Consider the following 26,363-nt stretch of genomic DNA (forward strand, 5'->3'; position numbering starts at 1 on the left):
AGGGCGCCATGGCTGCCCACGCGTTCCACCGGCCCCGCACGCACCGGGCGGCTCCCCCCGTGCCCCACGAGCCGTACGTGGCGCACGCGGCGTACGGGTGCACCGAGCCCCACGAGCACTACGCGCCCTACGTGCCCCACGAGCCGTACGGGCCGCCGCCGGAACGGCAGGGGCCGCGCCTGGTGGAGCGGATGCTGCACCCGGTCAACGCCCGGCTGGACGAGCACCTGCCCGCCGACCACAGGCTCAGCAAGGTGTACCGGGTGGGTGCGGGCCTGACCGGGCTGCTGCTGGTGGCGTTCGGCATCCTGGGGCTGATCGACAGGATCGGCTTCTTCGACACCGGCGGCGACACGGTGCTCGCGCTGAACACGAATGGTGCGCTGAGCGTCCTGTCGATCTGTATCGGCGCGCTGCTGTTCGCCGGGATGGTGATCGGCGGAACCTTCGCGTCCACCCTGAACATCGTGCTCGGGATCGCCTTCATCGTGAGCGGGTTCGTCAACCTCGCCCTGCTGGACACCGGCCTGAACTTCCTGGCGTTCCACATCCAGAACGTGCTGTTCAGCTTCGTCGTGGGCGTGATGCTGATGTGGTTCGGGATGTACGGGCGGGTCGGCAGCGCCCTCCCGCACGACAACCCGTACTGGCGCGCCCGCCACCCCGAGCAGGCGGCGCGTGAGACGCGCCAGGGTCGACGACCGCCCGCGCCCGGTACGGGCAGGGGTGTCTGAGGCCCCTGCCCGCGGACCGGTGTCAGGGCCAGAGCGAGGCTTGCCCGCTCCGGTCGCCCCAGTCGAGTCCGAACCGGTTCGGCCGGGCCAGCGCCCTCAGCCGTGTCTCGCGCAGGGCCAGTGCGTCGTCGAACCGGCGGGCGAGCGCATCGCGCAGCCCCGCCCAGTCCTGGTGGCGTCGGGGCGGCAGGACGGGTACCTCCCTGAGCAGTCGCCGCTCGGCCTCCTCGCCGACGGGGTGCGACCAGCGGCCGTCCGCGTGGAGCGTGATGCGGGCCGACTGTCTGAGGGCGTTGCGGAGCGAGCCGAGGTGGTAGCGGTAGCCCATGCCCTTGAGGCAGTAGTCCAGGGCGGAGACGGTGAGGGGTGCGCGGGTGGATGCCAGGACCACTCGCCCGGCGTGCTCCAGGCCGCGTGGTCCCGGCAGCGGCCCGTGCCGGTACAGCCCGTAGACACCGGCCCCTGACCAGCAGAAGCGGCGGTCCGCCGCCACGGCGACCTTGGCGGACGCCTCCACGATCGCCTGCCGGTGGTCGTGCAGGGCGAGGCGTACCAGGTCCCGTACGTGGACGGGTCCGGGCAGCGAGCAGGCCACCGCGTACAGGTACTCGGCGTGGCTGCCGCCGAGCGGCCCCCTGCATCCGCAGCGGCCGGCTTCCCACGCCCCCAGCTCCGCGTGGCAGCTGCCGCACCGTTCGGCGCCGGACCGTACGGTTAAGGCTCCGTTCACCGGCCCCCGCCCCGCCTCGTCACCCATCGCCGCCCCGTGCGCGCGGCACGCCCGAGGGGCCCGCGTCCGGTCATCCGCGGCTCCAGTCGAGCGTTCCGGCCGGGGCGGGGAAGCCCGGCGCGGCGTCGTCCCCCGCCGCGGGGCCCAGGGCGTCGAGGAACCGGCTCACGTCCTCCACCTCGATGAGGTCGAGGTTCTCGCCCGCCGCTGCGTCCATGACGGAGTGGGCCTTGCGCAGCACGTCCCGCGGTTTGCGGTTCGAGCGGCCGAACAGCGCCGCCACGGCAGCCTGGGTGAAGGGGTGCACGTCTCCTGCCGGACGGGGCGATCCCGGTTTGGCCGCTGCGTCCAGGTAGCGCGTCAGCAGCTTCGTGGCCTCGGAGACGTCGCGCAGGCCGGGCAGCATCACCGTGCGGTGCTTGTTGGCCTCGGTGGTTTCGAAGGGGGGAAGGTCTGCGAGTTCCCAGGCGGTTCCGATGGTGAGCGCTGCCCGGGGGTGCATGGTGACGACCACGCTGAGCATGTCGGCCATGGGGAGGGTTTCGACGATGACGTCGCGGAAGCGCTCCGTTTCGAGTTCCCGCTTGGCCCGTGCGGTGGTGGTGCTGGCCAGGTCCTCCAGCTGGTCGCAGCAGAGGAGGACGTGCTTCATCCCGGCGGCCGCCGCGAAGAGCAGGAAGGTCGCCAGGTAGACGGCTCCGTTGCGGGTTCGCGAGGCGGGCTTGACGTGGTCGAGGTAGTCCGCCGCGACCTTGGGGTCCTCGTCGCACAGCGCGACGATCAGCTTGTCGTCCGGTGGGCCGAGCGTCCGGCCCCGCAGGGAGCGGTGCTCGTCGGCGACCAGTTTGAGCAGGGTGCTGGGGTCGTCGCTGCCCGTCCGGTCGATGAGCCGGGCGCGGAGGAGCTGCGCGAGGGTCGGGTCGCCGTCGCTCACCCGGAAGTCGGTCGCGTACTCCACGGCCGTGAACAGGGCCGCGCCCAGTGACCGGATCTGGGCCGTGTCGAAGCTGGTCAGCAGGCCGCACATCGGGATCTCGGCGGCGTCCTCCTCGTCCAGCCCGGCCGAGAGGTAGGCCTCCCGGCCGAAGTCCTTGTTCAGGATGCCGGTCAGGTGCTGCATCAGAACGGATTTCCCGAATCCGCGCGCATCGGAGTCTCCGGGTGCCGTTCCCGTCGACCACAGGTATCCGAATTTCAGGCCGGAGAAGGCCGCTCCGAGAACGAACTTCTCGATCGCTTCGCGCAGCTGCGGGGCATTGACGTCCGGTTCGTACAGCAGGCCGTTCTCGCGCAGGTCGGTACCGCCCAGTCTGGCGATGCCCGTGCTCGGGAAGGGGTTGTTGCGAAGGTGCCACCGCTTCTTCAGCCAGACGGTGCCTGCCAGCGGGGTGACTGATGAGCTCATCGGGGTTCCTTGTCCTCGTTCTGGTGTGCCGGAACGACACGGATGACGTTGAAGACGCGCGGCAGACCGCCCTGCGTGGCGGTGACCAGGGGGCGGGTGGAGGCCGGTGTGGCCCCGTTGGAGGCCTGGTCCAGGTGGATGTTCAGTCCCAGCCCCGGGTGCCGGCCCGCGAGGGCCTCGACGATGGCGGCGTCGAACTCGTCGTCGCTGATGCGCTGTCTCCAGCAGACGGCGGCACGCACCCGCCAGATGGGGAGGTACATGTCGCCCGCCGCGTCGGCGCGTTGGTCCTGCCACACCTGGAGGAGGGCGTCGAGGGCGGCCCTGCGCGTCTGCGGGCCGACCGCTCTGCGGATCGCCAGCCCGCCTCCGGAGCCGTCGAGTTCGGCGGTCGCCCAGAAGCGCAGGGCGGGCGGACCGGGGGCGTAGTAGCTGAAGTTGGCCAGGCCGAGGAACCTCGTCCACCGGCGCAGCAGTTCGTGACTGATGTAGTCGAGGCGGCAGCCGGCCGCCTGGAAGGCGAACCGGACGATCGCCTCCTCGCAGGTGAGCACGAACTGCTTCCGGGTCATCTCCCGGTCCCGGGCCTGCCAGCGCTGACCGGCCTGCGTGACGTAGCTCCGCACTCCCGCGTCGATGGCTTCGGGCGGTGCCGTCCAGCCGAGGTTTCCCTGCCGGGCGGCTGACGCGGCGTACTCGACGAAGTCTCCGAGGAACTCCTCGTGCACGAGGCGGGCGGCGTTGTCGGCCCTCAGGACCGGCACGGTCAGGTGGCCCCCGGACCCCCCGGACCCGCCGGGCCGCGCGCCGACCACGTCCAGGTACCCCGCGAACTGCGGATGCGCGTCCAGCAGGGCCGCGGTGAGGGCGTTGTACCCGGCCGGCCGGTCCGCGGCCACCAGGTCGGCCCAGGCGCGGCCGGCTCCGGTGAGGGAGAAGGTCACCTGCGCGTGCGCGTAGGCGGACTTCGGGGTCGACGGCAGGATGTGCCGCTCGACCCAGCCAAGCCGCATGAGCTCCTTCAGTACGTCCACGGTGTTGTGGACGTGCTTCCTCGTGTCGGTCCGGGCCAGTTCCCACTTGCGCTCGTCGAAGGAGCCGTCGGTGTCCCCTTCTCTGGCGACGGCCGCGGCCCAGTTCACGAGCGCGCAGCGGATCTCCTCGAAGGTGAGCCCCTTGGCCACGCCGAGCGCGGCGACTTCGACGTACGCGAGGTCCTGAAGGCGCGGGATTCCCGAGCCCCCCACGCTCATCCGGTCGTCCGCCCGGCGCGAGGGGCCGGCTTTCGTTCTCGATGTGCGGGCGAAGTGGCACGGGGAGATGACACGGAGACCTCCAGGGCACCGGCTCGGGGCGTCGGACTCCGCCAACTGTCATGGCTCACCAGCAGGTCGGCAATGCTTATGTGAATGTCGGCGTCCTCATGGGGCATGAGGACGCCGACATTCATATAATTCCCGCGAATTCCCCCGGCGGGCCGTCCTGCGGCCCTGACGGCACCTACAGTTCCCTCGGAACGCAACCACCCCGACCGGCCCGTCCGTTGGCCCCCGGTGGCTGTGGTTCAGGCAGATCGCGCCTCCCCCGTCCGGCCCTGCGCCGCTGCCCGGAGGCCGCGACCCCTTTCATCCGCACAGGGCGACCGGGCACCACCGCGCGCCGGCCCCGTTCGAGAGGAATCCGATGAGCATCACCGCCGCAGAGCCGGAGTACGTGGACCAGGTGGACCTGACGCGCGGCCGTCCCGTGCGCATTCAACAGGTCACCCCCCACCGGTACTTGGCGATCATGCCCTGGGGGCAGCTCTTCGGCATCGTGCCCGATCCCCGTCAGGCCGAGGTCCCCCGAGCCCTCCAGTACCTGTCCACCTCCCAGCGGGAGCAGGCGGAACTCCGCAACGAGATCCAGCGCACCATCCAGGGAACGAAGAAGAAGGCCAACGCCAAGGACTACGCCCGCTACATCGCGGCCGGGCTCCGCGGGGACCGGGGCGAGCGCTGGGCCACTCCCCCCTTCGCCCTGTGGCTGCCGGGCGACATGGACGTCGTCCGGTACAAGAGCCCGTTCGGCGACGACCTGCTCGCCTACATGCCGTTCGACGCGACCGGCATCCTGGTGGACGCCGAGACCCAGCACCTCGCCCACATCCTGCTGCAAGAGGACCCCGAAGCCCACGGCCTGGCGAAGAACCAGATCACCAACCGGCTGGTGAGCGTCGAGATCTACCACCGCATCGGCCTGCGGGACGCCCGGCAGATCTTCCACGACCGCAATCTGCTCGGCGTCATCCCCAACAAGAACGTCGCCCTCGCCTCCGACTCCAGCAATCTGGCGACGAACATCACCTTCGCGCTGCTGGAGCGGGTGCTGGTCCCCAGCTCGTCCGCGGGCCAGGACGTCCGGCTGGACGAGCTCGTCTCGACGCGCCCCCGCCAGCTGAAGGCGACCGACCCCGAGTGGATGACGCTCTCCTCCCTGCGCGCCTTCGTGATCACCGCACTGTTCGGCCGGGCCGGCTTCGACAAGACCAGCGGGTCCGTCACCGACCTTCCCCCGGGCTGCACCGTCGACCTGGCCGTCACGGCCATCGCCGAAGCCGCCACCCTCGTCTTCGGCACGTTCGCCAAGCAGTTCGACAACCGCAGCGAGACGGTGATCGCGGCGCCGGCCATGCTGGCGGCCCTCGGCGTGGTCGTCCACCGGTCGATGCCGTGGGCCGGTGAACCGCGGCGCACCGGCGAGCAGCTCATCGCCCTCCTCTCGGACGTGAGCTGGGAACGCGACCCCAGGATCTGGGACGGCAGTGTCGGCAAGACGACGGTCAGCGCGCGGACCGGGGCGACCGTCCTGTCCCTGGCGGGTGGTGTCAAGGACAGCGGCTCGAAGACGGCGGCGGCACTGGAGGATCCCTCTTCCCCGCGCTACCGCCAGATCCGCGGCCGTCTCTCCGTCACCGAGTAGCTGCGGTGCTGCGGTGGTACCGCGGCGGACCTCGAAAGCCTAATGTGGGTCGCATGCCTCGTTACGAATACCGCTGCCGGACCTGCGACGACACCTTTGAGGTCAGCCGGCCGATGGCCGAGTCGTCCGCGCCCGCCGACTGCCCCGCGGGGCACGCCGACACCGTCAAGCTGCTCTCCGCCGTCGCCGTCGGCGGGACCAGCAGTGCCCCCGCGGCCGCGCCCGCCGGTGGGGGCGGTTGCTGCGGTGGGGGCGGCTGCGGCTGACGGGGCCCGGGGGCCTCAGCGCTTGCGCGAGAGGGTCAGGCCGTCCGAGATCGCCAGCAGGACGGATTCCATGCGGGTGTCGGCCATGGCGTGCTCGTTGAACGCGCGGACGCTCGCACCCCGGCCCTGCGGCGACTCGTCGAGGACGGTGCCGTGGAACAGGGTGTTGTCGGTGACGATCAGCCCGCTCGGCCGCAGCCTCGGCACCAGCTCCTCCCAGTAGAGGATCTGGTTCTCCTTGTCCGCGTCGACGTACGCCATGTCGATGTGCGGCTCCGCCGGCATGGCGCGCAGCGTCTCCAGCGCCGGGGCGATGCGCAGGTCGATCCGGTCCGCGACGCCGGCCGCCTCCCAGGCCTCGCGGCCGTACGCGGTCCACTCGCGCGAGACGTCGCAGGCGATCAGGCGGCCGTCGGCCGGGAGGGCCTGGGCCATGGACAGGGCCGAGAAGCCGGTGAAGGTGCCGACCTCCACCACGTGGCGGGCGCCGGTGAGCCGGACCAGGAAGGCCAGCAGCGGTCCCTGCTCCTCCGCGGACTGCATGCCGGCCGACTCGGGGAACTTCTCCCAGGTGGTCCGCACGAGCCCCCGCTGGATCTCGTCCAGCGGGGGATTGTGGGCCAGGACGTACTGGTAGAGCTCGTCGGTGATCTTGGTGCTGTTGCCCTTGGTCATGCGGTCAGTGTGCCAACCGCCCGCGACGGCCCGCGGGTCATGCGCCCGGTGCGGCGACCGCCCGACGGAATTCCCGGACGATCTCCTCGCCCGCCAGGACCCCGGCCGTGCCGAGAGCCGTCACCGTGGGGGCGGTCCAGCCCGCGTCGGCCAGCTCGCCGTGCCCCGGCCGCCAGGCCCGGCCGGCCGCGAGCAGCAGGTCCGCGTCGAGCAGGGAGTCGCCGGCGGCGAGGGTGGCGGCCGCTCCCGTGCGGCGGGCGACCTCGTGCATCGCGGCGCTCTTGGTCAGCGGGCGCGGGACGGCGTAGATCTTGCGGCCCTGGAGCGAGACCGTCCAGCCCCGGGCCTCGGACCACTCGGTCAGGGCCTTGAGCCACTCGTCGGGGACCAGCGCCCGCTCGACGACCAGGTACGCGAAGAGGTCCTCGGCCAGGCGCGCCTTGCGCAGCCACGCGGGGTCGGACACGGCCAGCAGGTGCTGGTGCACCTCCTCCAGCGGGGCGCACTCCGCCGCGAGGCGTCCGGCCACCGCTCGCCGCCAGTCCCGGTCCGGGACGCCGTCCACCAGCAGCTGGCCGCCGTTGGCGCAGATCGCGTAACGGGCCGGGGGGCCGGGGAAGCGGATCCGCTGGTACTGCTTGCGGGTGCGGGTGGTGGTCGGGACGAAGACCGCGGCCGGGTCGGCGGCCAGTTCCGCGAGCAGCGCCGCCGCCGTCTCCGTCATGTACGACAGCGGCTTGCCCTCGTGCACCTCGACGCACAGCAGCCGGGGGGCCTCCGGGTCGGGCATGGTCAGGCCGAGGGCGGCCGAGGAGTAGATGAGGGTCCGGTCGAGGTCACTGGCTACGAGGACGGTCTCTTGACGGGTCACCGGGGTAACTGGGGTCACTGGGAGGCCACTGCCTTTCCGTCGGCGCCCGTGGCGCCGCGCGTGAAGCGGGGGTGGATGAGTCCTACACAGGTGTACGGAAGGTCGTCGACCTCCTCGACCGGCACCCCGCGCTGCTCGGCGAGCAGGCGTACGTGGTCCAGGTCGGAGCCGGCCCCGCGCTGGGCCAGGATCTTCCACGGCACGCGGCGCAGCAGCACCCGCGTCGTCTCGCCGACGCCGGGCTTGACGAGGTTCACGTCGTGGATGCCGTACTCCTCGCTGATCCGCTCCACCGCCGCCCAGCCCACCCAGGTCGGGGTGCGGTCGGCGGCGAGGAGCTCCTTGACCTCGGCGGCAACCGCGTCGGCGACCTCGTCGAAGCGGGCGGCGACGGTGTCGACGAAGGCGGCGGAGACATCGGCTCCGGCCAGCTCCCGGTAGAACTTCGCGCCGTGGAAGTCGCGGGGGCCGACCAGGTCGGACCTGAGCACCGTACGCGAGACGAGTCCGGAAACGGTGGAGTTGAGGCAGGCGGAGGGGATCAGGAAGTCCTCGCGGGTGCCGTAGGTCTCCACGCAGGAGCCGGGGTCGGCGAGGACGACGATCTCCGGGTTGAAGCCGGGGAACCCTTCGAGGGCCTCGCGCAGCTCGCGGGTGATGGCGCCCTTGCCGGTCCAGCCGTCGACGAAGACCACGTCGGCGGGGTCGTGGTGGGCGGCGAGCCAGCGCAGCGCGTTGGCGTCGATGCCCCGGCCGCGGACGATGGAGACGGCGTAGTGGGGCAGGTCGAGGCCGTGCCGGGCACGGGCCCAGCGGCGCATCAGCACGCCGACGGGGGTCCCCGCGCGGGCCAGGGAGACCAGTACCGGCGAGGGGGAGCGCTCGGCGAGCACGGTCTCGGTGACGGTGCCGACGGCGCGGGCGATCCGGGCCGCCGAGGCGTCCAGGGCGCCGCGGTAGAGCTCCTGGTACTCCGGCGAGGGCTGGTACTCGACGGGCAGGGACTCTGCGTAGTGGGCGCCGCCCGCCTGGATGGCCTCCTCGCGCTCCTCGGTCGGGGCCTCCAGCCGTACCTCGGAGAGGTCCTGGAGGAGCCAGCCGACGTCCTCGGGGGCGTACGAGGAGAAGGCCGGCCCCCGCAGCGGTTCGGGCAGCGGCGGCTCGGTCACGGTCGGCTCCTGCCGGTCGTCGGGTATGTGGGACGGGACGACGGCCAGGACGACCCGGCCGGTGTGCGCGGCGAGCCGGGCCAGCAGCCCGGCGTGCAGCTCGGGGGTGTCCCCGGCGGAGTCGACGACGGCGACGACGGCGTCGAAGCCGGCGCCGGCGACGTTGTAGGCGTAGCGGTCGCCGGGCCCGTCGGCGGGGGCGTCGTGCGCGGGGAAGACGAGCCGGGTGCGGATGGCGTAGCCGGGGTCGTCGACGGCGAGCACCGGCGAGCGGGTGGTGGTGGAGAACCGCACCTCGCGGGCGGTCCCGGACTCCTCCAGGGCCCGCGCGAGGCGCAGCGGCGCGTACATGAGCTCCTCGTTGCCGAGTACGAGGACCCTTCCGGGCTCCGCGCCGAGCGCGTCGGCGAGCCGCGCGGCCATGGCGGGCAGGGCGGCCTCCAGCACCTCGCGGTGTGCGGCGGTGAAGCCGTGGCGGCCGCCGTCCGGCAGCCCGGCGGGCCAGCCGAGCGGCACCCGGGCGACGGGCGGCCGGGCGGCGGCGCCTTCCGCCGTTGCCTGCGGGACCGGCGTCTGCGGGCCGGTCGGCTGCGGGGCCGTCGCCTCGTACTCCTCGACCAGTGCCCGCCCCTTCTCCAGGACCCCGTCCGGGAGGGAGACCGACCCGGAGGCCAGGGCGATCAGGTCCACCCGCGCGCCCAGCTCGGCGGCGAAGGCGGTGAGCCGGTCGCGGTCTGCGGCGGAGCGCATGTCCACGAGGGCGACGACCACGTAGTGCGCGCGCGGGTGGCGGGCGTGGAGGTCGCGGATGGTGTTCAGCACCGTGTTGCCGGTGGAGAACTCGTCGTCGACGAGGACCAGCGGCCCCGCCCCGGACAGCAGCGCGGGGTCCTCGGGCAGCAGGAGGTGCGAGGTGGCGTGCGAGTGTGCCTCCTCGAACCCGCCGGCGGGCCGCAGCCCGGGCACCGGGCGGCGCGTGGAGTGCAGGTAGGGGGCGGGCCCCAGGCCGTCGGCGACGCAGTGGCCGAGCCCGGTGGCGGTTTCCGCGTAGCCGAGGACGACCGCGTCGGCGGCGGAGTCGCCGAGCAGCTCGCGGACCCGGACGCCGAGGCCGTGGCCGGCCGCGTACACGGCTTCGGGCGACTGCGGGACGTGCTTGCCCAGCACCTGCGAGACCAGCAGGTGGGCCCGCTTCGGATTGCGCCGCAGGGCCAGCCCGAGCAGCTCCTTCAGCTCGGGCGATGCCCCGCCGCCGGCCCCGCTCAAGTCCACGCCGAGCCGTTCGGCGACCCAGGTTCCCGACCACACCGTGTCGATCGTCTTGCCCTTCCTCGTCATGGCCGGCCGGCTCACACCTGGAGCCCGGCCGTCAGGAGGTCGACGAAGCCGACCTCCTCCTTCGCCACACCGAAGACCTCGGCGCGCAGCATGGTGCGCTCGGCCCAGGCCCGGTGGGGCTTCACCTCGTTCATCTTGTTCGTGTAGGCGGAGCGCATTACTCCGCCGCCGCCGCGCTCGGGGCGCAGGATGTCCTGGGCGTCGCTGAACTCCTCGTGGGAGACCACCGACAGCGCGTGCACCGGCGTGACGTGGGCCGGGTGGATGCAGGTCTTGCCGAGCAGCCCGTTGGCGCGGTCGAGTTCGATCTCGCGGAGCAGGCCGTCCAGGTCGTGTTCGATCAGGGCGGTGCGCAGCTCCTCCACGCCCTCCTCCAGGAAGGGGCTGCGGCGCAGCTGCGGCTTGAAGAGGCGCTGCTGGCTGCGGAAGTACTCCCAGACGGGTCCGGTGACGGTGAAGCCGGTGCCGTCGGCGCGGCTGAGGACGTTGACCACGTCGGCGATGACGCCGGCGACGATCTGGACGTCGTACGCGGTCATGTCGGGGGTGCGGCGCAGTCCGTAGACGGAGCAGAAGTCGGTGACGCCCAGGCGTAGGGCGAGGACCCGTTCGCGGTAGAGGTTGACGGTCCGCTTGATGCCGGCGAGGGCTTCGACGCGGGTCTCCAGGTGGAGGAGGTCGGGGGTCTCCAGGACCGGCATGGCATACAGGCGGGCCACTCCGGAGGCGGCCTCGGCTTGGGCGACGGCGTCCAGGAAGGCCGTTCCGCGGCTTTCGGTGAACTTCGGTAGTACGAATCCGGCCAGGTTGCGAACGGAGCCGCCGAGCCGCCCGACGAGATCGGGTATCTGCTCGGGAGTGCGCACCCGGATGAAGAGGAGCGGGAGCCCCTCGGGGCCGGCGCCCTCGGCTTCGAGGGCCGCGAACTGCCGGACGAGGTTCTCCTCGCCGTCCACGACTTCGGCGTCGCTGATGGAATCCTCCAGGCAGAGCACCATGGAGACGACTCCCCGGCCGGCCTGCTTGCGGATGTCGTCGGCCAGCCTGGGCCGGATGGCCGGGCTGTAGAGGGTGGCTCCGAGCGCGGCCGCCAGAGTGCGGGCCGGGGAGGCCAGGTCGAACTCCGCCGGCTCCTGGTGGAAGAGGTCCTTGCGGACGGTGGGCGATATGTGCCCGAAGTGACGCATGTGCTTCCCCCGTACTGCCTCGGCGGCCCAACTGGCGTGGCCGGTAATAGTACGTACGAACGCGAGTCAAGAGTTCCTCAAGCACATGAAGTTCAGGTAACCCTCTTGCACCATGCCCAGCTCTCGCGTTCGGGACAAGGCCCTACGGGGGGCCGCATTGTCCCGGTCGGCCCCGGGAGGGCAGGATGACGGGCATGACGCACGCGATGCAGAAGGGCTCCAACATCCCGGTGACCGCCACGGCGGTCCGGGCGGTGCTGCGCTGGACCACCGGACCCGAGGTGCCGGACGTGGACGCCTCCGCGCTGCTCGTGGGAGCGGACGGGCGCGTGCGCTCGGACGAGGACTTCGTTTTCTACAACCAGCCCCGGCACCCCTCGGGGTCCGTGTGGCGGCTGGGCAAGAAGCAGGTCGGCGACGGGGTCACCGACGCGGTCCAGGCGGACCTGCGCGCCGTGCCGCCGGTCGTGGACCGGGTCCTGGTGGTGGCCTCCGCCGAGGACGTGCCCTTCGAGCAGGTCCGCGACCTGCGGATCCAGCTGTACGACGCCACGCCGGGCGGCGCTCCCGAGCCGCTGGCCCACTTCGACGTCCGCCCGGAGACCGGCGCCGAGACGGCGCTGATCTGCGGGGAGCTGTACCGCCGGGGCGAGGGGTGGAAGTTCCGCGCCCTGGGCGAGGGCTACTCCGACGGCCTGGTGGGGCTGGCCACCGACCACGGGATCTCCGTCGACGAGAACGCCGCCGAGGCGGCCGGCTCCGCCGCGGAGGCTGCGCCGGCCGCCGCTCCCGCCGCCCCCGGGGGCGACCGGACCGCCGCCATGCGCCCGCCGGCGGCGGCCCCGGTCACCCAGGCCCCGCCGGCCGCCCAGCCCGCGTACGGGTACCCGCAGCCGGTGTCCCCGGTCCCGGTGCCGGCTCCGGGCGGAGACCCGTCGTTCCGGATGCCGGTGCAGGGGCCGCAGTTCATCCGCCGCTGACGGGGCGGTGGCCCGCCCGCGCCCCCGCACGGCCCCCGTACCGGGGCTTCAGGCCTTGGTGCTCTTGTAGCCCCGGCCCCACTGGAGCCCCCAGCCGTACAGCCGGTCCAGCTCGGCCTGGAACCCGTACACGAACTTCACCTCGCGGCGGACGATCAGCTCGCCCCTGGCCTTCTCCAGGGAGAGGACCGCGCAGGAGCGGGCCTGCGGGTGCCTCTCGTCCAGCGGGATCTCGATCCTGGGCCCGGCGGTCGGGTAGAGGGTGACGAGGGCGTGGGTCCGGTCGAAGGCCGGGGTCTGGTCGTAGATGTAGACGAAGACCAGCAGCCGCTTGATCTCGTCGGCGTGGTCGAGGTTGATGTAGAGGGTCTCCCCCGAGCCCGAGCCGAAGCGGTCGTCGCCGCTGAGCTTCACGTACGGCGGATCGTTGAGGTCGCCGAGCAGGTTGCCCAGGGGCTGTACGGCGCCCCGGGTGCCGTCGGTCAGCTCGTAGAGGCAGCCCATGTCCAGGTCCACGTTGACCATGCCCTGGGTGTGGGCCTGCACGATGTCTGGTTTGAAGAGCTTGAACGGGTGCCGGAAGAGCTGCCCGCTCTGGCCGGAGCGGCCGCCGAAGTCGGAGGTGCGCATCCGCCAGGAGAGGTTCACGCGCATGTTGCCGTGGACGGCCTGCTGTTTGGTGAGCGACACCGTCGGTTGCCGCTTGGTGAGCTCGATGGCGTTCGACGAGGCGTTGCCCGAGTCGAAGCCCATGGCGCGAGCGCCCCTGATCCCGTCGAAGAACCCCATGTTCCAACCCCCCAGGTCGGTCCGTGCAGCGGAAAGTGCGGCGGGGCGGTCGCGCGGTCCAGTGGATCCGCGCGGCCGCCCCGTCGTTACCGGAAGCGTTCCGCAATCAGGGCCGGGTCACACCCCGGCACCGACCTCCGCGGGGCTGTCGCCGCCCTCGGCCTCCAGCCGCTTGTTGCGGCGGACGGAGGACCAGAAGGACCAGGCGATGAGCACGACGCCGACGAGGCCGGTGATGACCTCGTTGATCTCGTACTGGATGGTGACGAGCAGGATCACGGCGAGGGCGCCGATCGCGTAGTGCGCGCCGTGCTCCAGGTAGACGTAGTCGTCGAGGGTGCCCTGGCGGACCAGGTAGACCGTGAGCGACCGGACGTACATGGCACCGATGCCGAGGCCGAGGGCCATGAGCACGATGTCGTTGGTGATGGCGAAGGCGCCGATGACGCCGTCGAAGGAGAAGGAGGCGTCGAGGACCTCCAGGTAGAGGAACATGAAGAACGCGGCCTTGCCGGCCATGGCGACGGCCGAGACGGGCTTGCCGCTCTTCTTGGCCGCTTCCTCCGCCTCGTGCTCGGCCTCTTCCTCTTCTTCGAGCTTGTTCTCGAAGTAGCCGGAGAGACCGCCGACGATCATGTAGGTGATCAGGCCGAGGACGCCGGAGACCAGGACGGTCTGCGCCTTGTCCACGTGGGTGCCGCCGTGCTGGTGGGCGTTGGCGGCGAAGGTCATCGAGGTGATGACCAGGACGATCAGCGCGATGCACGCCGACAGCATGTCGATCTTGCCGAGCTTGGCGAGCGGGCGCTCCAGCCAGGCGAGCCACTTGATGTCGCGGTCCTCGAAGATGAAGTCGAGGAAGATCATCAGCAGGAACATGCCGCCGAAGGCGGCGATGGACGGGTGGGCGTCCGTCACCAGCTGCTTGTACATCTCCTTGTCGGTCATCGCCAGGTCGACGGCCTCGATGGGCCCGATCTTGGCACTGATCGCCACGATGACGACGGGGAAGACCAGGCGCATGCCGAACACGGCGATGAGCACGCCGACCGTGAGGAAGATCTTCTGCCAGAAGGCGTTCATCTTCTTCAGGATTCCGGCGTTGACCACCGCGTTGTCGAAGGACAGCGAGATTTCGAGGATCGACAGGATCGCCACGATCCCAAAAGCGGTCCACCCCCCGTAGAACACCGCTGCGACCAGACCGAGCGCAGTGACTGCGAACGACCAGCCGAAGGTTTTGAGAACCACTGGCACCCCATCGTCTTGTACGGCTTTACGAAACGTTGACCCCGAAGTCTAGAGCGATGCCCCGCAGCCCCGACGCGTACCCCTGTCCTACCGCACGGAACTTCCATTCGCCGCCGTACCGGTAGACCTCGCCGAAGATCATCGCGGTCTCGCTGGAGGCGTCCTCGGTGAGGTCGTAGCGGGCCAGTTCCTGGTCGTCGGCCATGTTCACCACGCGGATGAAGGCGTTGCTCACCTGGCCGAAGCTCTGCCGGCGGGAATCCGCCTCGTGGATCGAGACCGGGAAGACGATCTTGTCGACCTGGGCGGGGACCTTCGTGAGGTCGATGATGATCGACTCGTCGTCGCCTTCACCCTCGCCGGTGAGGTTGTCCCCGGTGTGTTCGACGGAGCCCTCGGGGCTCTTGAGGTTGTTGTAGAAGACGAAGTACTCGTCCCCCAGCACCCGGCCGCTGTTGCACAGCAGTGCGCTGGCGTCGAGGTCGAAGTCCGCCCCCGTGGTCGAGCGCGCGTCCCATCCGAGACCGATCAGAACCCGGGTGAGGTTCGGTGCGGCCTTGGACAGGGAGACGTTGCCCCCCTTGGCGAGTGTGACGCCCATGTTGTGGTCCTCCCCGGACGACGTGGTGGTGGTGGCCGAGCCACCCGCTCATGGTGGCAAAGCCGGTCCGGCGCCGTACACAGGGGTGCACGGCGCCGGACGGACGAGCTGCTCTCGGTTTCGGCTCAGACGTTGACGCCGAAGTCCTGCGCGATGCCGCGCAGGCCCGAGGCGTAGCCCTGGCCGATGGCGCGGAACTTCCACTCGGCGCCGTTGCGGTACAGCTCGCCGAAGACCATGGCGGTCTCGGTCGAGGCGTCCTCGGAGAGGTCGTAGCGGGCGAGCTCGGTGTTGTCGGCCTGGTTCACGACGCGGATGTAGGCGTTGCGGACCTGGCCGAAGCTCTGCTGGCGGCTCTCGGCCTCGTAGATCGAGACGGGGAAGACGATCTTGGCGACATCGCCCGGGACGCCGGCGAGGTTGACCTTGATGGCCTCGTCGTCGCCTTCGCCCTCACCGGTGGTGTTGTCGCCGGTGTGCTCGACCGACCCGTCCGGGCTCTTCAGGTTGTTGAAGAACACGAAGTTCGAGTCGTTGGCGACCTTGCCCTGGTCGTTGGTCAGGATCGCGCTGGCGTCGAGGTCGAAGTCGACACCGGTGGTGGTGCGAGCGTCCCAGCCCAGACCGACGATGACCGCCGTCAGGTTAGGCGCGGCCTTGGTCAGCGAGACGTTGCCGCCCTTGCTGAGGCTGACTCCCACGGGTCCTCCATTGGTATTCGTATGGGGCGGGGCCCCGTCGTGCGTTGCTACCGGATCAACGGTTCGATCCTAGTGACGGGTTCCCGCCCACAGGCGGTTTTCGTGCGGAAGCTGCCGACGGGTCCCTCAGAGGCTGTCGAGGGCCTTGATGTACTCGTTCAGGTCACGCGCGTCGGGCAGGCCGTTGACGACGGTCCAGCGCACGATGCCGTCCTTGTCGATGACGAAGGTGCCACGGACCGCGCAGCCCTTGTCCTCGTCGAAGACGCCGTAGGCGCGTGAGGTCTCGCCGTGCGGCCAGAAGTCGGACAGCAGCGGGTACTCCAGGCCCTCCTGCTCCGCGAAGACGCGCAGGGTCGGGACCGAGTCGTTGGAGACGGCCAGCAGCTGCACGTCGTCGTTCTGGAAGCGGGGCAGCTGGTCGCGCAGCTCGCACAGCTCGCCCGTGCAGACGCCGGTGAAGGCGAAGGGGTAGAAGAGCAGCACCACGGCCTTCTCGCCGCGGAAGTCGGAGAGCCTCACGGTGGCGCCGTGGTTGTCCTTGAGCTCGAAGTCCGGGGCCTTGTGTCCGACCTCGATCGCCATCTCTCGCATCCCTTCGTCTTCCTGCGTCCCCGCACGGGGCCGTTCGGGTGAGCCCCAGCCTACGGCCCGCCCCCGCGGACCGGACCGGACCGGCGCGCCGGAGGCTCGCAGCCCGCGGCGGCGCGCACCGGTCCCGGAACGCGCACGCCCCGCCGACCGGGGAGTCCCGGTCGGCGGGGCATGCGTTCCGCTTGGCTGCGGGGCGCAGATCAGCGCTTGGCCTTGGCGGCCTTCGGCGTCACCAGCTTGGTGGAGGTCCACTCCTTGCCGACGGGCCCGCCCTTGGCGAGCGAGAGGCCGGCCGTCTCGGCGGCCTCGCTGATGTCGCTGGCCTCGACGTAGCCGTCACGGCCCGTCTTGGGGGTCAGCAGCAGGATCAGTGCGCCGTCCTCGACCAGCTCGGTCGCGTCGACCAGGGCGTCCGTCAGATCGCCGTCCTCGTCGCGGAACCACAACAGCACCGCGTCGGCGACGTCGTCGTAGTCCTCGTCGGCGAGCTCGCTGACGAGGGTCTCGACGGCGTCACGGAATTCCTGATCGACGTCCTCGTCGTAGCCGATCTCCTGGACCACCTGTTCGGACTGGAAACCCAGCCGGGCGGCCAGGCTCTCCGCGTGGTCCGCGGTCGCGCTCACGGGGTGCCTCCTGCTCATGTTCGGTGAATGTCTTCCGGCGGCGCGCGTACGCGCAGCATTGGGCGTAGTCCACACGGGCGCGGCGGATCGCGCAAGTACCCGGCCGCCGAGACCGTCGAAACGGTGACGATTACGGCCGTCTCGCCGCAACTTTCAGGCTTCCCCTGTGGACCACCGGTGATTCATCCCACACCATTCCAGCTCATTCGGCATCGCATGAGGACTTTCCTACCTGTTTGAGGGACGAACGTCCTTGCGAACCCGCTGATCGACTTGGGCGTATGGTTGCGATTTGGCCCGACACCGGCCGAGGAACACCGGCCCGCTCCTTCTCCGCTCCAGGTGTTACCCAGTGGTAGAGGTGAAGATTTCGGCCGGGCGTAAGACCATGGGAGGCGGCGACCCAAGGCACGACTCCCCCGACAGCGAAGGAACAGCGTGGCTTCCGCATCCGATCGCAACCCGATCATCATTGGCGGTCTTCCGAGCCAGGTCCCGGACTTCGATCCGGAGGAGACGAAGGAGTGGCTCGACTCCCTGGACGCCGCCGTCGACGAGCGGGGCCGCGAGCGCGCCCGCTACCTGATGCTGCGGCTGATCGAGCGGGCCCGCGAGAAGCGCGTGGCCGTGCCGGAGATGCGCAGCACGGACTACGTCAACACCATCGCCACCAAGGACGAGCCGTTCTTCCCCGGCAACGAGGAGATCGAGCGCAAGGTCCTGAACGCCACCCGGTGGAACGCCGCGGTCATGGTCTCCCGCGCCCAGCGCCCCGGGATCGGCGTCGGCGGCCACATCGCCACGTTCGCCTCCTCCGCCTCCCTCTACGACGTGGGCTTCAACCACTTCTTCCGGGGCAAGGACGAGGGTGACGGCGGCGACCAGATCTTCTTCCAGGGCCACGCCTCCCCGGGCATCTACGCCCGCGCCTACCTCCTGGACCGGCTCACCGAGCAGCAGCTCGACTCGTTCCGGCAGGAGAAGTCGAAGGCCCCGTACGGCCTGTCCAGCTACCCGCACCCGCGGCTGATGCCGGACTTCTGGGAGTTCCCGACCGTCTCGATGGGCCTCGGCCCCCTCGGGGCGATCTACCAGGCCCGGATGAACCGGTACATGGAGGCGCGCGGGATCGCGGACACCTCCAAGTCCCACGTTTGGGCGTACCTCGGCGACGGCGAGATGGACGAGCCGGAGTCGCTGGGCCAGCTGTCCCTGGCGGCGCGCGAGGGCCTCGACAACCTGACCTTCGTCGTGAACTGCAACCTCCAGCGCCTCGACGGCCCGGTGCGCGGCAACGGAAAGATCATCCAGGAGCTGGAGTCGATCTTCCGCGGTGCCGGCTGGAACGTCATCAAGCTGATCTGGGACCGCTCCTGGGACCCGCTGCTGGCGCAGGACCGCGACGGCATCCTGGTCAACAAGATGAACTCCACCCCCGACGGGCAGTTCCAGACGTACGCCACCGAGTCGGGCGCGTACATCCGCGAGCACTTCTTCGGCGGTGACCAGCGGCTGCGCGCGATGGTCGAGAACATGACCGACCAGCAGATCCAGCACCTGGGCCGCGGCGGCCACGACCACAAGAAGGTCTACGCCGCGTACGCGGCGGCCAAGGCCCACAAGGGCCAGCCGACGGTGATCCTGGCGCAGACGGTCAAGGGCTGGACGCTCGGCCCGAACTTCGAGGGCCGCAACGCCACGCACCAGATGAAGAAGCTGACGGTCGACGACCTCAAGCGCTTCCGCGACCGGCTGCACATCCCGGTCACCGACGCCCAGCTGGAGAGCGGCGCTCCGCCGTACTACCACCCGGGCCGCAACTCGCCCGAGATCCAGTACATGCACGACCAGCGCAGCGCGCACGGCGGCTACGTGCCGACCCGCGTGGTGCGCGCCAAGCCGCTCCAGCTGCCGGACGACAAGGCGTACGCGACCGCCAAGAAGGGCTCGGGCCAGCAGTCGATCGCCACCACGATGGCCTTCGTCCGCGTCCTGAAGGACCTGATGCGGGACAAGGAGATCGGCAGGCGCTTCGTGCTGATCGCGCCGGACGAGTACCGCACCTTCGGCATGGACGCGTTCTTCCCGAGCGCCAAGATCTACAACCCGCTGGGCCAGCAGTACGAGGCGGTCGACCGCGACCTGCTCCTCGCGTACAAGGAGTCCCCGACCGGTCAGATGCTGCACGACGGCATCTCGGAGGCGGGCTGCACGGCCTCGCTGATCGCCGCGGGTTCGGCGTACGCGACGCACGGCGAGCCGCTGATCCCGGTCTACGTCTTCTACTCGATGTTCGGTTTCCAGCGCACCGGTGACCAGTTCTGGCAGATGGCCGACCAGCTGGCGCGCGGTTTCGTCCTGGGCGCGACCGCCGGCCGGACCACCCTCACGGGTGAGGGCCTCCAGCACGCCGACGGTCACTCCCTTCTGCTGGCGTCGACGAACCCGGGCTGCGTCGCGTACGACCCGGCCTACGGCTACGAGATCGCGCACATCGTCAAGGACGGTCTGCGGCGGATGTACGGGCCGGACGCCGAGGACGTCTTCTACTACCTGACGGTCTACAACGAGCCGATCCAGCACCCGGCCGAGCCGGCGGGCGTCGACGTGGACGGCATCCTCAAGGGCATCCACCGGGTCTCGCAGGGCACCTCGGGCGCGGTCGGGGCGCAGATCATGGCCTCGGGCGTGGCGGTGCCGTGGGCCCTGGAGGCCCAGCGGATCCTGGCCGCCGAGTGGAACGTCCGGGCGGACGTCTGGTCGGCGACCTCCTGGAACGAGCTGCGCCGCGAGGCCGTCGAGGTGGAGGAGCACAACCTGCTCCACCCGGAGGAGGAGCAGCGCGTCCCGTACGTGACGCGGAAGCTGTCGGGCGCGGAGGGGCCGTTCGTGGCGGTCTCGGACTGGATGTGCGCGGTGCCGGACCAGATCTCGCGCTGGGTGCCGGGTACGTACACCTCGCTGGGCGCGGACGGCTTCGGCTTCGCGGACACGCGCGGCGCGGCGCGGCGCTTCTTCCACATCGACGCCCAGTCGGTGGTCCTGGCCGTGCTCACCGAGCTGGCCCGTGAGGGCAAGGTGGACCGCTCGGTGCTGAAGCAGGCCGTCGACCGGTACCAGCTGCTCGACGTGGCGGCGGCGGACCCGGGCGCGGCGGGCGGCGACGCCTGACGCCCGCCGCTTGACGCCCGCGGCGAGCCCGCAGGTGGGAGCCCCGTCCGGATGCCGGGCGGGGCTCGCCCTTTCCCTACGATGCTCGGCATGAAGGAAACCTCCCGCCAGCTGCTCTGGGAGCGGCGGAGCCAGACCCCGCTGCTCGTCCTCGCGGTGGCCTTCGCCGTCGCGTACGCCGTGCCGATCGTCGCCCCGGACGCGGACCCGTCCGTGCACCGGGCGTGCACGTACGCGGAGTGGGTGGTGTGGGGCGCCTTCGCCCTCGACTACCTCGTGCGGCTGGGTCTCACGCGGGACCGGCGGCACTTCGTGCGGACGCACTGGCTGGACCTGGCCGCGGTGGTGCTGCCGCTGGTGCAGCCGCTGCGGCTGCTGCGGCTGGTGGCCACCTTGATGCTGGTGGGGCGGCGGGCGCGGATGGCTCCGCAGATCCGGCTGACCACCTATGTGGCGGGGGCCGTGGTGGGGCTGCTGATGTTCGGCTCGCTCGCGGTGCTGAGCGTGGAGCGGGACGCCCCCGACGGGAACATCAAGAACCTGGGCGACGCGGTGTGGTGGTCCTTCACCACGATGACGACGGTCGGGTACGGGGACCACTCCCCCACCACCGGTCTGGGCCGGGTGCTGGCGGTCGGGCTGATGCTGTCGGGGATCGCCCTGCTCGGCGTGGTGACCGCCAACATCGCCGCCTGGTTCATCGCCCGCTTCGAACGGGACGACCAGGCGGAGCGGCTCCAGCTCGCGGCGATCCGGGAGCTCCAGGCGGAGGTACGGGCGCTGCGTGCCGAGGTCGCGCTGCTGGACGGCGGCGGCCAGGGCGCGATGCCCGCCCAGACCGCCGCCGGCACCGGCTCCGGCTCCGAGGAGCGGGTCGGGAGCTAAGGGGGGTGTCCGGCGGATCAGGGTCGGACAGGCCTTAGTGCTCCCAGATCTTGAACGCCTTGATCTGGAAGGCGGACTGGGGCAGCCAGGTCCCGTCGCCCGGGTAGGTCTGGAACTCCCCGGTCTCCGCGCACTCGGCCGACTGGTACGTGGTCACCGGGCGCCCGGTCCGGTTGATCAGCGACTGGTAGGCGGGGCCGGCGGGCAGGGCGGTGCAGCTGTTGATGTCGAGGGTGCTCAGGTCGTACACCTGCTTGGTGCCCTTGTACTCCGGTTTCGCCCACAGGCACAGCTGTCCGGTGGCGCAGGGCGGGCCGGCCGCGTGGGCGCCGGCGGCGGTGCCGGGTACGAGGGTGGCGGCGGCCAGCAGGACGGCGGCGAGGGTGGTGGCTCGTGCGGTGCTCCACGTACGCATGACGGGGTCAACTCCTCCTTGACGGACGGGCTCCGGACTCCTTCCGGTGCTCCGTCGACACCACGCTGACCTGCGGTGACGCCTGTACGGAAGGGGCTGCGGGCGGGTCCACCCTGATAGGCGACAGCCCCGCCGGAACCGTCCGGCGGGGCTGTCGGGGACGCGGGGTTGACGTGCCCGTAACGCGTCGGCGGGCTCCTCAGATGTGGGCCGCCGCTCCCGCTCCGGCCTCGGCGTTCTGCCCGCGCTTGGTGAAGCAGGCCACGACCGCGGCGAGGACGGCGACGACAGCGGCGCAGGTGAAGGCCGTGCTCATGCCGGACACGAAGGTGTCGTGCGTGACGCCGGCGATGGTCTGCGCGACCGGCTCGGGCACCCCCGGCGGGACGGGCGCGATGCCGACCTGGACGCCCTTCTCCGCGAGTTCGAGCTGTTCGGGGGTGAGCGGGGGCAGGCCCGCGCCCTGCCAGTTGTCCCCGAAAGTGTCACTGACCTCGGCCGCCATGACCGCTCCGAGGACGGCGGTGCCGAGGCTGCCGCCGACCTGCATGGCGGCCTGCTGGAGGCCGCCCGCCACCCCGGACAGCTCCAGCGGGGCGTTGCCGACGATGACCTCGGTGGCGCCGACCATGACGGGCGCGAGGCCCAGGCCGAGGAGGGCGAACCACAGTGACATGGTGAGCGTGCCGGTGTCGGGGGTGAGCCGGGCCATGCCGAAGCAGGCGGCGGCGGTGGCGACCATGCCGGCGACGAGCGGGATCCGCGGGCCGACCTTGGTGATGGCGGCTCCGGCCAGCGGCGAGCCGACGATCATCATGCCGGTGAGGGGCAGCAGGTGCAGGCCGCTGTCGACCGGGCTCATGCCGTGCACGTTCTGCAGGTAGAAGGTGACGAAGAAGAGGCCGCCCATGAAGGCGAAGGCCATCAGCACCATCAGCACGGTGCCGGCGGACAGCGGCAGCGAGCGGAACATGCCGAGCGGGATCAGCGGCTCGGAGACCTTGGTCTCCCAGACGGCGAAGAGCACGAAGCACAGCAGCGAAGCGCCGAGGAAGAGCAGGGTCCTCGTGTCTCCCCAGCCCCACTCGGCGGCCTTGATCAGCGCCCAGATCAGGGAGAACATCGCGGCCGACAGGAGCACGATGCCCGGCAGGTCGAAGGAGCGCGGGGCGTTCTCGGCACGGTGGTCGAGGAGGATCACCAGGCCGAGGAGCAGTGCGATCACGCCGACCGGCACGTTGATGAAGAAGACGGACTGCCAGCTGACGTGCTCGACGAGCAGGCCGCCGACGATGGGGCCGGCGGCGGTGGAGGCGCCGATGACCATGCCCCAGATGCCGATGGCCATGTTCAGCTTCTCGGCGGGGAAGGTGGCGCGCAGCAGGCCGAGGGCCGCCGGCATCAGCAGGGCGCCGAAGAGGCCCTGGGCGACGCGGAAGCCGATGACGAGCCCGACGCCGGTGGACAGGCCGATCGCCGCCGAGGAGAGCGCGAAGCCGGCGATGCCGATGAGGAAGGTCTGGCGGTGCCCGAAGCGGTCGCCGAGCTTGCCGGCGGTGATCAGGGAGACCGCGAGGGCCAGCAGGTAGCCGTTGGTGATCCACTGCACCTCGGCGAGGCTGGCGCCGAGGTCCTTCTGGATGGCGGGGTTGGCGACGGCGACGATCGTGCCGTCGAGGGTGACCATCATGACGCCGACGGCCACCGCGAACAGGGTGAGCCAGGGGTGGCCGCGCAGACCGGCACGCGCCGGATCCGGGCCCGATTCCTTGGCGAGCGTGATCTGAGCACTCATGCGAACAGGCTAATGACAGTCGCTGACACTTCACAGACGGCTCAACGCGACAGCGGCTGTCAGGTCCGTCACAGGTACCCTGACCGCTTACTCAGCGTCAGATCGGCACGTGCGGTCCGGGAACCGGACACGTGCGATCGCAGGATCAGAGAGGACCCCGCGGCGATGACCGACGAGCGGCCCGCGCCGGCGGCCGGACTGCGCGAGCGCAAGAAGCGCCGCACGCGGGACGCGCTGCTGCGCGCCGCCCTGCTCCTGTTCGTCTCGCAGGGCTACGAGCGGACCACGGTCGACGAGATCACCGACACCGTCGAGGTCTCGCAGCGCACCTTCTTCCGGTACTTCGCCAACAAGGAGGAGGTCGCGTTCGCCGTACAGGACGTGGTCGAGTCCCACTTCCTCGCCGCCCTGCGGGCCCGGCCGGCCTCCGAAGCCCCGCTGGAGGCCATGCGCAACGCGGTGCTCGTCGCCTGGGACACCGTCGAGGAGGCCATCTCCGACGTGGTGCCCGTCGACCTCTACATGCGGGGCTACCAGCTGATCGAGTCGACCCCGGCCCTGCTCGCCGTACACCTGCGGCGCTCCACGGAGCTGGAGGAGGAGATCGCCCGGCTGATCGCCGCCCGCGAGGGGCTCGACCTGGACGCGGACCCGCGGCCCCGGGTGGCGGTGGCGGCGTTCTGCGGCGTGATGCGCGTCACGGGGCGGCTCTGGGGGCAGGGCGAGGACGCCAGCGTGGCCGCGATCCGGCGGATGACCGGCGCCTACCTCGACCAGATCGGCCCGGCCCTGGCGGCCGACTGGGGCCGGACACCCGCGGCCGGCTGACCCGGACCGGACCCGCCCCGAACGGCAACAGAGCGTGATCGGCGGGGAGATGTGTCCCACGACCGGCCGTGAGCCCGGTCACCCGGCGCGCCGCAGCCTCCACCGGTCTCCTAGTCTGGCTCCAGTGAACCTGCCCGGCCGCCCCGCCCCCACCACCCCGGACGCCCCCGCGCGCCCCGCCGCCCTGCGCACGCTGCTCGCGCTCGGCGTCGTGTTCCTGATGCTGGCGACGACCGGCTGGACCGCCGTGCACCGCCCCGACGCCGGGATCCAGGCACGGGCCGCCGAGCTCGTCGCGTGGGCCTCGGCCCGCGTCGACGGCCGGGCCGTACCGCCCGCCGACGCCCCCGTACGGACGGTCGCCCGCTTCTTCGCCGACCTCGACGCGGCCCAGCGCAACCATCTCGCCGACGGCTACCCGCTCGTGGTCGGCAACCTCGACGGCGTCCCCGCCGAGCTCCGGTACAAGGCCAACCGCCGCTCCCTGGCACATGCCGCGCGGCTGGAGGAGTCCCGGGGCCGGGACGTCGCCCTGACCCCCGCCGACCGCGGCACCGCCGTCCGGCGCGCGCACCGCTTCGAGTCCCTCGCCGAGCCCGGCCGGCAGATCCTCGCCTTCGACCCCACCGGCAGCGGCCTCGTGGCCGAGGTCTTCGGCGACCTCACGGCGGCCCGCCGGGTCTCGGTGATCGTCCCCGGCGTCGACACCGACGCGCTCACCTTCGAGCGCTCCCAGCGCCGCCTCACCGCCCCCGCCGGCATGGCGCGCTCCCTCTACGAGGCCGAGCTCTCGACCGCGCCGGCCGGCCGCAGCGCCGTCATCGCCTGGGCCGGCTACACCGCCCCCACCGGGGTCGGCGTGGACGCCGCCACCGGCAGGCTCGCCGTCCAGGGCGCCGCACGGCTGGAGTCCCTGGCCGCTGCCCTGCCCGGGGACGCGAGCGTGGCCCTGTTCTGCCACAGCTACGGCTCGGTGGTGTGCGGCGTGGCCGCGCACCGGCTGCCCGAGCGGGTGACCGACCTGGTGGTCGCCGGCAGCCCCGGCATGCGCACCGAGAACGTCGCCGGACTGCACACCTCCGCCCGGGTCTGGGCGATGCGCGACGAGGGCGACTGGATCTCCGGCGTACCGCACATGGAGGTCGGCGGGGTGGGCCACGGCGCGGACCCGGTGTCCCCCGACTTCGGCTCGCGGCTGCTGTCCTCGGAGGGGGCCAAGAGCCACACCGGTTATTTCGAGCCAGGCACGGCCTCGCTGGAGAACTTCGCCAAGATCGGAACCGGCGCCTTCGGTTCCGTCGCGTGCGCGAACGGCACCGACGACTGCCGACTCGGAATTTCCGCCACGGACGGTGACTGACGGGGGCATCCCCCGCCGCGCACCCGTAGCAAGCAGAAAAATCGGGCCGGAAGACGAGGGGGACGCGCGGGGGCGCGTCCCTTTACGATGTGCCGCATGGGTGACGTACTGGCCGGAAATCATGCCGTCTGGGAGTTCGACTCGGACTCGGTGCTCATCCGCTTCGCACGGGGGATGCGAACTCCAAGGCTCTGGCACGCACTGGCCGAGCGCCGGATCCCCCTGGAAGCGTTGTCCGGGGTGAACGTGAGCGCCGCCGCCGGGGCGATGGGCCGGCGGGACACGGTGGTGCTGCGCGCCGTCCCGCGCGCGGGCGCCGATCCGCTGGTGGAGGCTGCCGCCGGGCAGCTGAAGGAGGCCTGCGACCCGTACCGGCTGGTGCTGCCCGGGGACCGGGCGCCGCAGGCCGCGGCCTTCGCCGACGCCGTGCGGGAGCGGCTGGGGTCCGGCTCCGCCGAGCCCGCCGACCGCTTCCTCGTCGAGGTGCCGCAGCCGCCGCTCCAGCTGAAGGCGTACGACGCCCGGCTGGACTTCGACGGCTCCGCGGTCAGCTTCCACTGGTCCCGTACGGGTGCCAGCAGTGCCAAGTGGCGGGCGGGCGACCAGCGTTTCGCGCTGGCCGACCTGTCCGACGTCGAGTGGGCCTCCCCGGACCGCCCGGGCGGCGGGTACCTGCGGCTGCGGCCCCGGGACGCCGCCGGGGACCCGGCCCCGCCGGACCACGACCTCGCGGCCGCGGTGTTCGGGGTGGGGTACGGGGCCGTGCACGAGTCGCTGCCGTTCGCGGCCGCCGTGCTCGCCGCGCTGCGCGAGCGGGCCCCGGTGGGCGCGGTCCCGCGCGCGCGGGCGTCCGACGACCGGCTGACCCACCTGAGCGAGCTGCACAGCACCGGCCTGCTGACGGACGCCGAGTACGCGACGCTCCGCGCCCGCTTCGCCGCCGGGGCCTGAGCGCGCGGGCCGGGCGCCCGGGCCCCGCACGCCGGACCCGCACGCCGGGCCCGGGCACCCGGCCCGGGCGCACGCCGTGG

At 71.5% G+C, this 26,363-nt stretch carries 24 protein-coding genes; 9 read left to right on the forward strand and 15 right to left on the reverse strand.

Annotation, left to right across the window (positions count from 1 at the left end; genetic code table 11):
- The first annotated feature begins 8 nt into the window (after positions 1 to 8).
- Positions 9 to 734, forward strand: a complete 726-nt coding sequence (locus ACZ597_RS27395) for a DUF4383 domain-containing protein (protein ID WP_471335259.1) — start codon at positions 9 to 11, stop codon at positions 732 to 734.
- Positions 735 to 756: 22 nt separating this feature from the next.
- On the opposite strand, the gene ACZ597_RS27400 is transcribed toward ACZ597_RS27395, so the two are convergent.
- From ACZ597_RS27400 to ACZ597_RS27410, 3 genes are all read right to left on the reverse strand, one after another.
- Positions 757 to 1,464, reverse strand: coding sequence for a hypothetical protein (locus ACZ597_RS27400; protein ID WP_471335262.1), 708 nt, complete (start codon positions 1,462 to 1,464; stop codon positions 757 to 759).
- Between the two features lie 70 nt (positions 1,465 to 1,534).
- On the reverse strand, positions 1,535 to 2,869 hold the full coding sequence (locus tag ACZ597_RS27405) for a hypothetical protein (protein ID WP_471335264.1): 1,335 nt from the start codon (positions 2,867 to 2,869) through the stop codon (positions 1,535 to 1,537).
- Positions 2,866 to 4,122, reverse strand: a complete 1,257-nt coding sequence (locus ACZ597_RS27410; protein ID WP_471335267.1) for a hypothetical protein — start codon at positions 4,120 to 4,122, stop codon at positions 2,866 to 2,868. The genes ACZ597_RS27405 and ACZ597_RS27410 overlap by 4 nt, the downstream gene beginning before the upstream one ends.
- A 430-nt stretch (positions 4,123 to 4,552) precedes the next feature.
- On the opposite strand from ACZ597_RS27410, the gene ACZ597_RS27415 reads away from it, so the two are divergent.
- Entirely contained in the window at positions 4,553 to 5,830 is a 1,278-nt protein-coding gene (locus ACZ597_RS27415; protein ID WP_471335270.1) for a DNA sulfur modification protein DndB, read from the forward strand.
- A 53-nt stretch (positions 5,831 to 5,883) separates the two neighbouring features.
- The gene (locus ACZ597_RS27420) at positions 5,884 to 6,096 is read left to right on the forward strand and encodes an FmdB family zinc ribbon protein (protein WP_125816540.1); all 213 of its coding nucleotides are present in this window, start codon (positions 5,884 to 5,886) and stop codon (positions 6,094 to 6,096) included.
- 15 nt (positions 6,097 to 6,111) lie between these two features.
- On the opposite strand, the gene ACZ597_RS27425 is transcribed toward ACZ597_RS27420, so the two are convergent.
- The 4 genes from ACZ597_RS27425 to ACZ597_RS27440 are packed head-to-tail and all read right to left on the reverse strand — an operon-like array spanning position 6,112 to position 11,336.
- Positions 6,112 to 6,771, reverse strand: coding sequence for an O-methyltransferase (locus ACZ597_RS27425; RefSeq protein ID WP_471335273.1), 660 nt, complete (start codon positions 6,769 to 6,771; stop codon positions 6,112 to 6,114).
- Positions 6,772 to 6,808: 37 nt separating this feature from the next.
- Positions 6,809 to 7,642 (reverse strand): HAD family hydrolase, encoded by an 834-nt coding sequence (locus ACZ597_RS27430; protein WP_471335276.1) that lies wholly within the window; start codon positions 7,640 to 7,642, stop codon positions 6,809 to 6,811.
- A 14-nt stretch (positions 7,643 to 7,656) separates the two neighbouring features.
- Positions 7,657 to 10,149, reverse strand: a complete 2,493-nt coding sequence (locus ACZ597_RS27435; RefSeq protein WP_471335278.1) for a phosphoribosyltransferase — start codon at positions 10,147 to 10,149, stop codon at positions 7,657 to 7,659.
- 11 nt (positions 10,150 to 10,160) lie between these two features.
- Positions 10,161 to 11,336: an HpcH/HpaI aldolase/citrate lyase family protein gene (locus ACZ597_RS27440; protein WP_471335280.1), complete on the reverse strand. Its 1,176-nt coding sequence runs from the start codon at positions 11,334 to 11,336 to the stop codon at positions 10,161 to 10,163.
- Positions 11,337 to 11,530: 194 nt separating this feature from the next.
- Here ACZ597_RS27440 and ACZ597_RS27445 point away from each other — a divergent pair, with 194 nt between their 5' ends.
- Entirely contained in the window at positions 11,531 to 12,316 is a 786-nt protein-coding gene (locus tag ACZ597_RS27445) for a TerD family protein (RefSeq protein ID WP_471335283.1), read from the forward strand.
- A gap of 48 nt (positions 12,317 to 12,364) precedes the next feature.
- Here the strand turns inward: ACZ597_RS27445 and ACZ597_RS27450 are convergent, their stop codons facing one another.
- The 6 genes from ACZ597_RS27450 to ACZ597_RS27475 all read right to left on the reverse strand — a co-directional run bounded on the left by ACZ597_RS27450 (position 12,365) and on the right by ACZ597_RS27475 (position 16,878).
- Positions 12,365 to 13,105 carry a TerD family protein gene (locus tag ACZ597_RS27450; RefSeq protein ID WP_471335286.1) on the reverse strand — a complete coding sequence of 247 codons (741 nt, stop codon included), beginning with the start codon at positions 13,103 to 13,105 and terminating at the stop codon, positions 12,365 to 12,367.
- 117 nt (positions 13,106 to 13,222) lie between these two features.
- On the reverse strand, positions 13,223 to 14,356 hold the full coding sequence (locus ACZ597_RS27455; protein WP_042800857.1) for a DUF475 domain-containing protein: 1,134 nt from the start codon (positions 14,354 to 14,356) through the stop codon (positions 13,223 to 13,225).
- Positions 14,357 to 14,381: 25 nt separating this feature from the next.
- Positions 14,382 to 14,957, reverse strand: coding sequence for a TerD family protein (locus ACZ597_RS27460; protein ID WP_362461002.1), 576 nt, complete (start codon positions 14,955 to 14,957; stop codon positions 14,382 to 14,384).
- Between the two features lie 125 nt (positions 14,958 to 15,082).
- The gene (locus ACZ597_RS27465; RefSeq protein WP_385769365.1) at positions 15,083 to 15,658 is read right to left on the reverse strand and encodes a TerD family protein; all 576 of its coding nucleotides are present in this window, start codon (positions 15,656 to 15,658) and stop codon (positions 15,083 to 15,085) included.
- Between the two features lie 126 nt (positions 15,659 to 15,784).
- Positions 15,785 to 16,243 carry a peroxiredoxin gene (locus ACZ597_RS27470; protein WP_007263894.1) on the reverse strand — a complete coding sequence of 153 codons (459 nt, stop codon included), beginning with the start codon at positions 16,241 to 16,243 and terminating at the stop codon, positions 15,785 to 15,787.
- Between the two features lie 209 nt (positions 16,244 to 16,452).
- Complete coding sequence (locus tag ACZ597_RS27475) at positions 16,453 to 16,878, reverse strand: DUF3052 domain-containing protein (RefSeq protein ID WP_401243672.1); 426 nt, start codon at positions 16,876 to 16,878, stop codon at positions 16,453 to 16,455.
- 438 nt (positions 16,879 to 17,316) lie between these two features.
- Here ACZ597_RS27475 and aceE point away from each other — a divergent pair, with 438 nt between their 5' ends.
- Both aceE and ACZ597_RS27485 read left to right on the forward strand, forming a co-directional pair.
- Complete coding sequence (gene aceE / locus ACZ597_RS27480; RefSeq protein WP_471335289.1) at positions 17,317 to 20,049, forward strand: pyruvate dehydrogenase (acetyl-transferring), homodimeric type; 2,733 nt, start codon at positions 17,317 to 17,319, stop codon at positions 20,047 to 20,049.
- A gap of 90 nt (positions 20,050 to 20,139) precedes the next feature.
- Positions 20,140 to 20,934: a potassium channel family protein gene (locus ACZ597_RS27485; RefSeq protein WP_471335292.1), complete on the forward strand. Its 795-nt coding sequence runs from the start codon at positions 20,140 to 20,142 to the stop codon at positions 20,932 to 20,934.
- A 34-nt stretch (positions 20,935 to 20,968) separates the two neighbouring features.
- Here the strand turns inward: ACZ597_RS27485 and ACZ597_RS27490 are convergent, their stop codons facing one another.
- Both ACZ597_RS27490 and ACZ597_RS27495 read right to left on the reverse strand, forming a co-directional pair.
- Complete coding sequence (locus ACZ597_RS27490; RefSeq protein ID WP_471335295.1) at positions 20,969 to 21,349, reverse strand: peptidase inhibitor family I36 protein; 381 nt, start codon at positions 21,347 to 21,349, stop codon at positions 20,969 to 20,971.
- A gap of 199 nt (positions 21,350 to 21,548) precedes the next feature.
- Positions 21,549 to 23,144, reverse strand: a complete 1,596-nt coding sequence (locus ACZ597_RS27495) for an MFS transporter (RefSeq protein WP_471335298.1) — start codon at positions 23,142 to 23,144, stop codon at positions 21,549 to 21,551.
- A gap of 165 nt (positions 23,145 to 23,309) precedes the next feature.
- Between ACZ597_RS27495 and ACZ597_RS27500 the strand changes: the two genes are divergently transcribed.
- The 3 genes from ACZ597_RS27500 to ACZ597_RS27510 all read left to right on the forward strand — a co-directional run bounded on the left by ACZ597_RS27500 (position 23,310) and on the right by ACZ597_RS27510 (position 26,283).
- The gene (locus tag ACZ597_RS27500) at positions 23,310 to 23,972 is read left to right on the forward strand and encodes a TetR/AcrR family transcriptional regulator (RefSeq protein WP_471335301.1); all 663 of its coding nucleotides are present in this window, start codon (positions 23,310 to 23,312) and stop codon (positions 23,970 to 23,972) included.
- A gap of 130 nt (positions 23,973 to 24,102) precedes the next feature.
- Complete coding sequence (locus ACZ597_RS27505) at positions 24,103 to 25,332, forward strand: alpha/beta hydrolase (protein ID WP_471335620.1); 1,230 nt, start codon at positions 24,103 to 24,105, stop codon at positions 25,330 to 25,332.
- Positions 25,333 to 25,428: 96 nt separating this feature from the next.
- Positions 25,429 to 26,283 (forward strand): DUF4429 domain-containing protein, encoded by an 855-nt coding sequence (locus tag ACZ597_RS27510; RefSeq protein WP_471335304.1) that lies wholly within the window; start codon positions 25,429 to 25,431, stop codon positions 26,281 to 26,283.
- Positions 26,284 to 26,363 lie beyond the last annotated feature (80 nt).

The organism is Streptomyces sp. NPDC040718 (assembly GCF_055593565.1).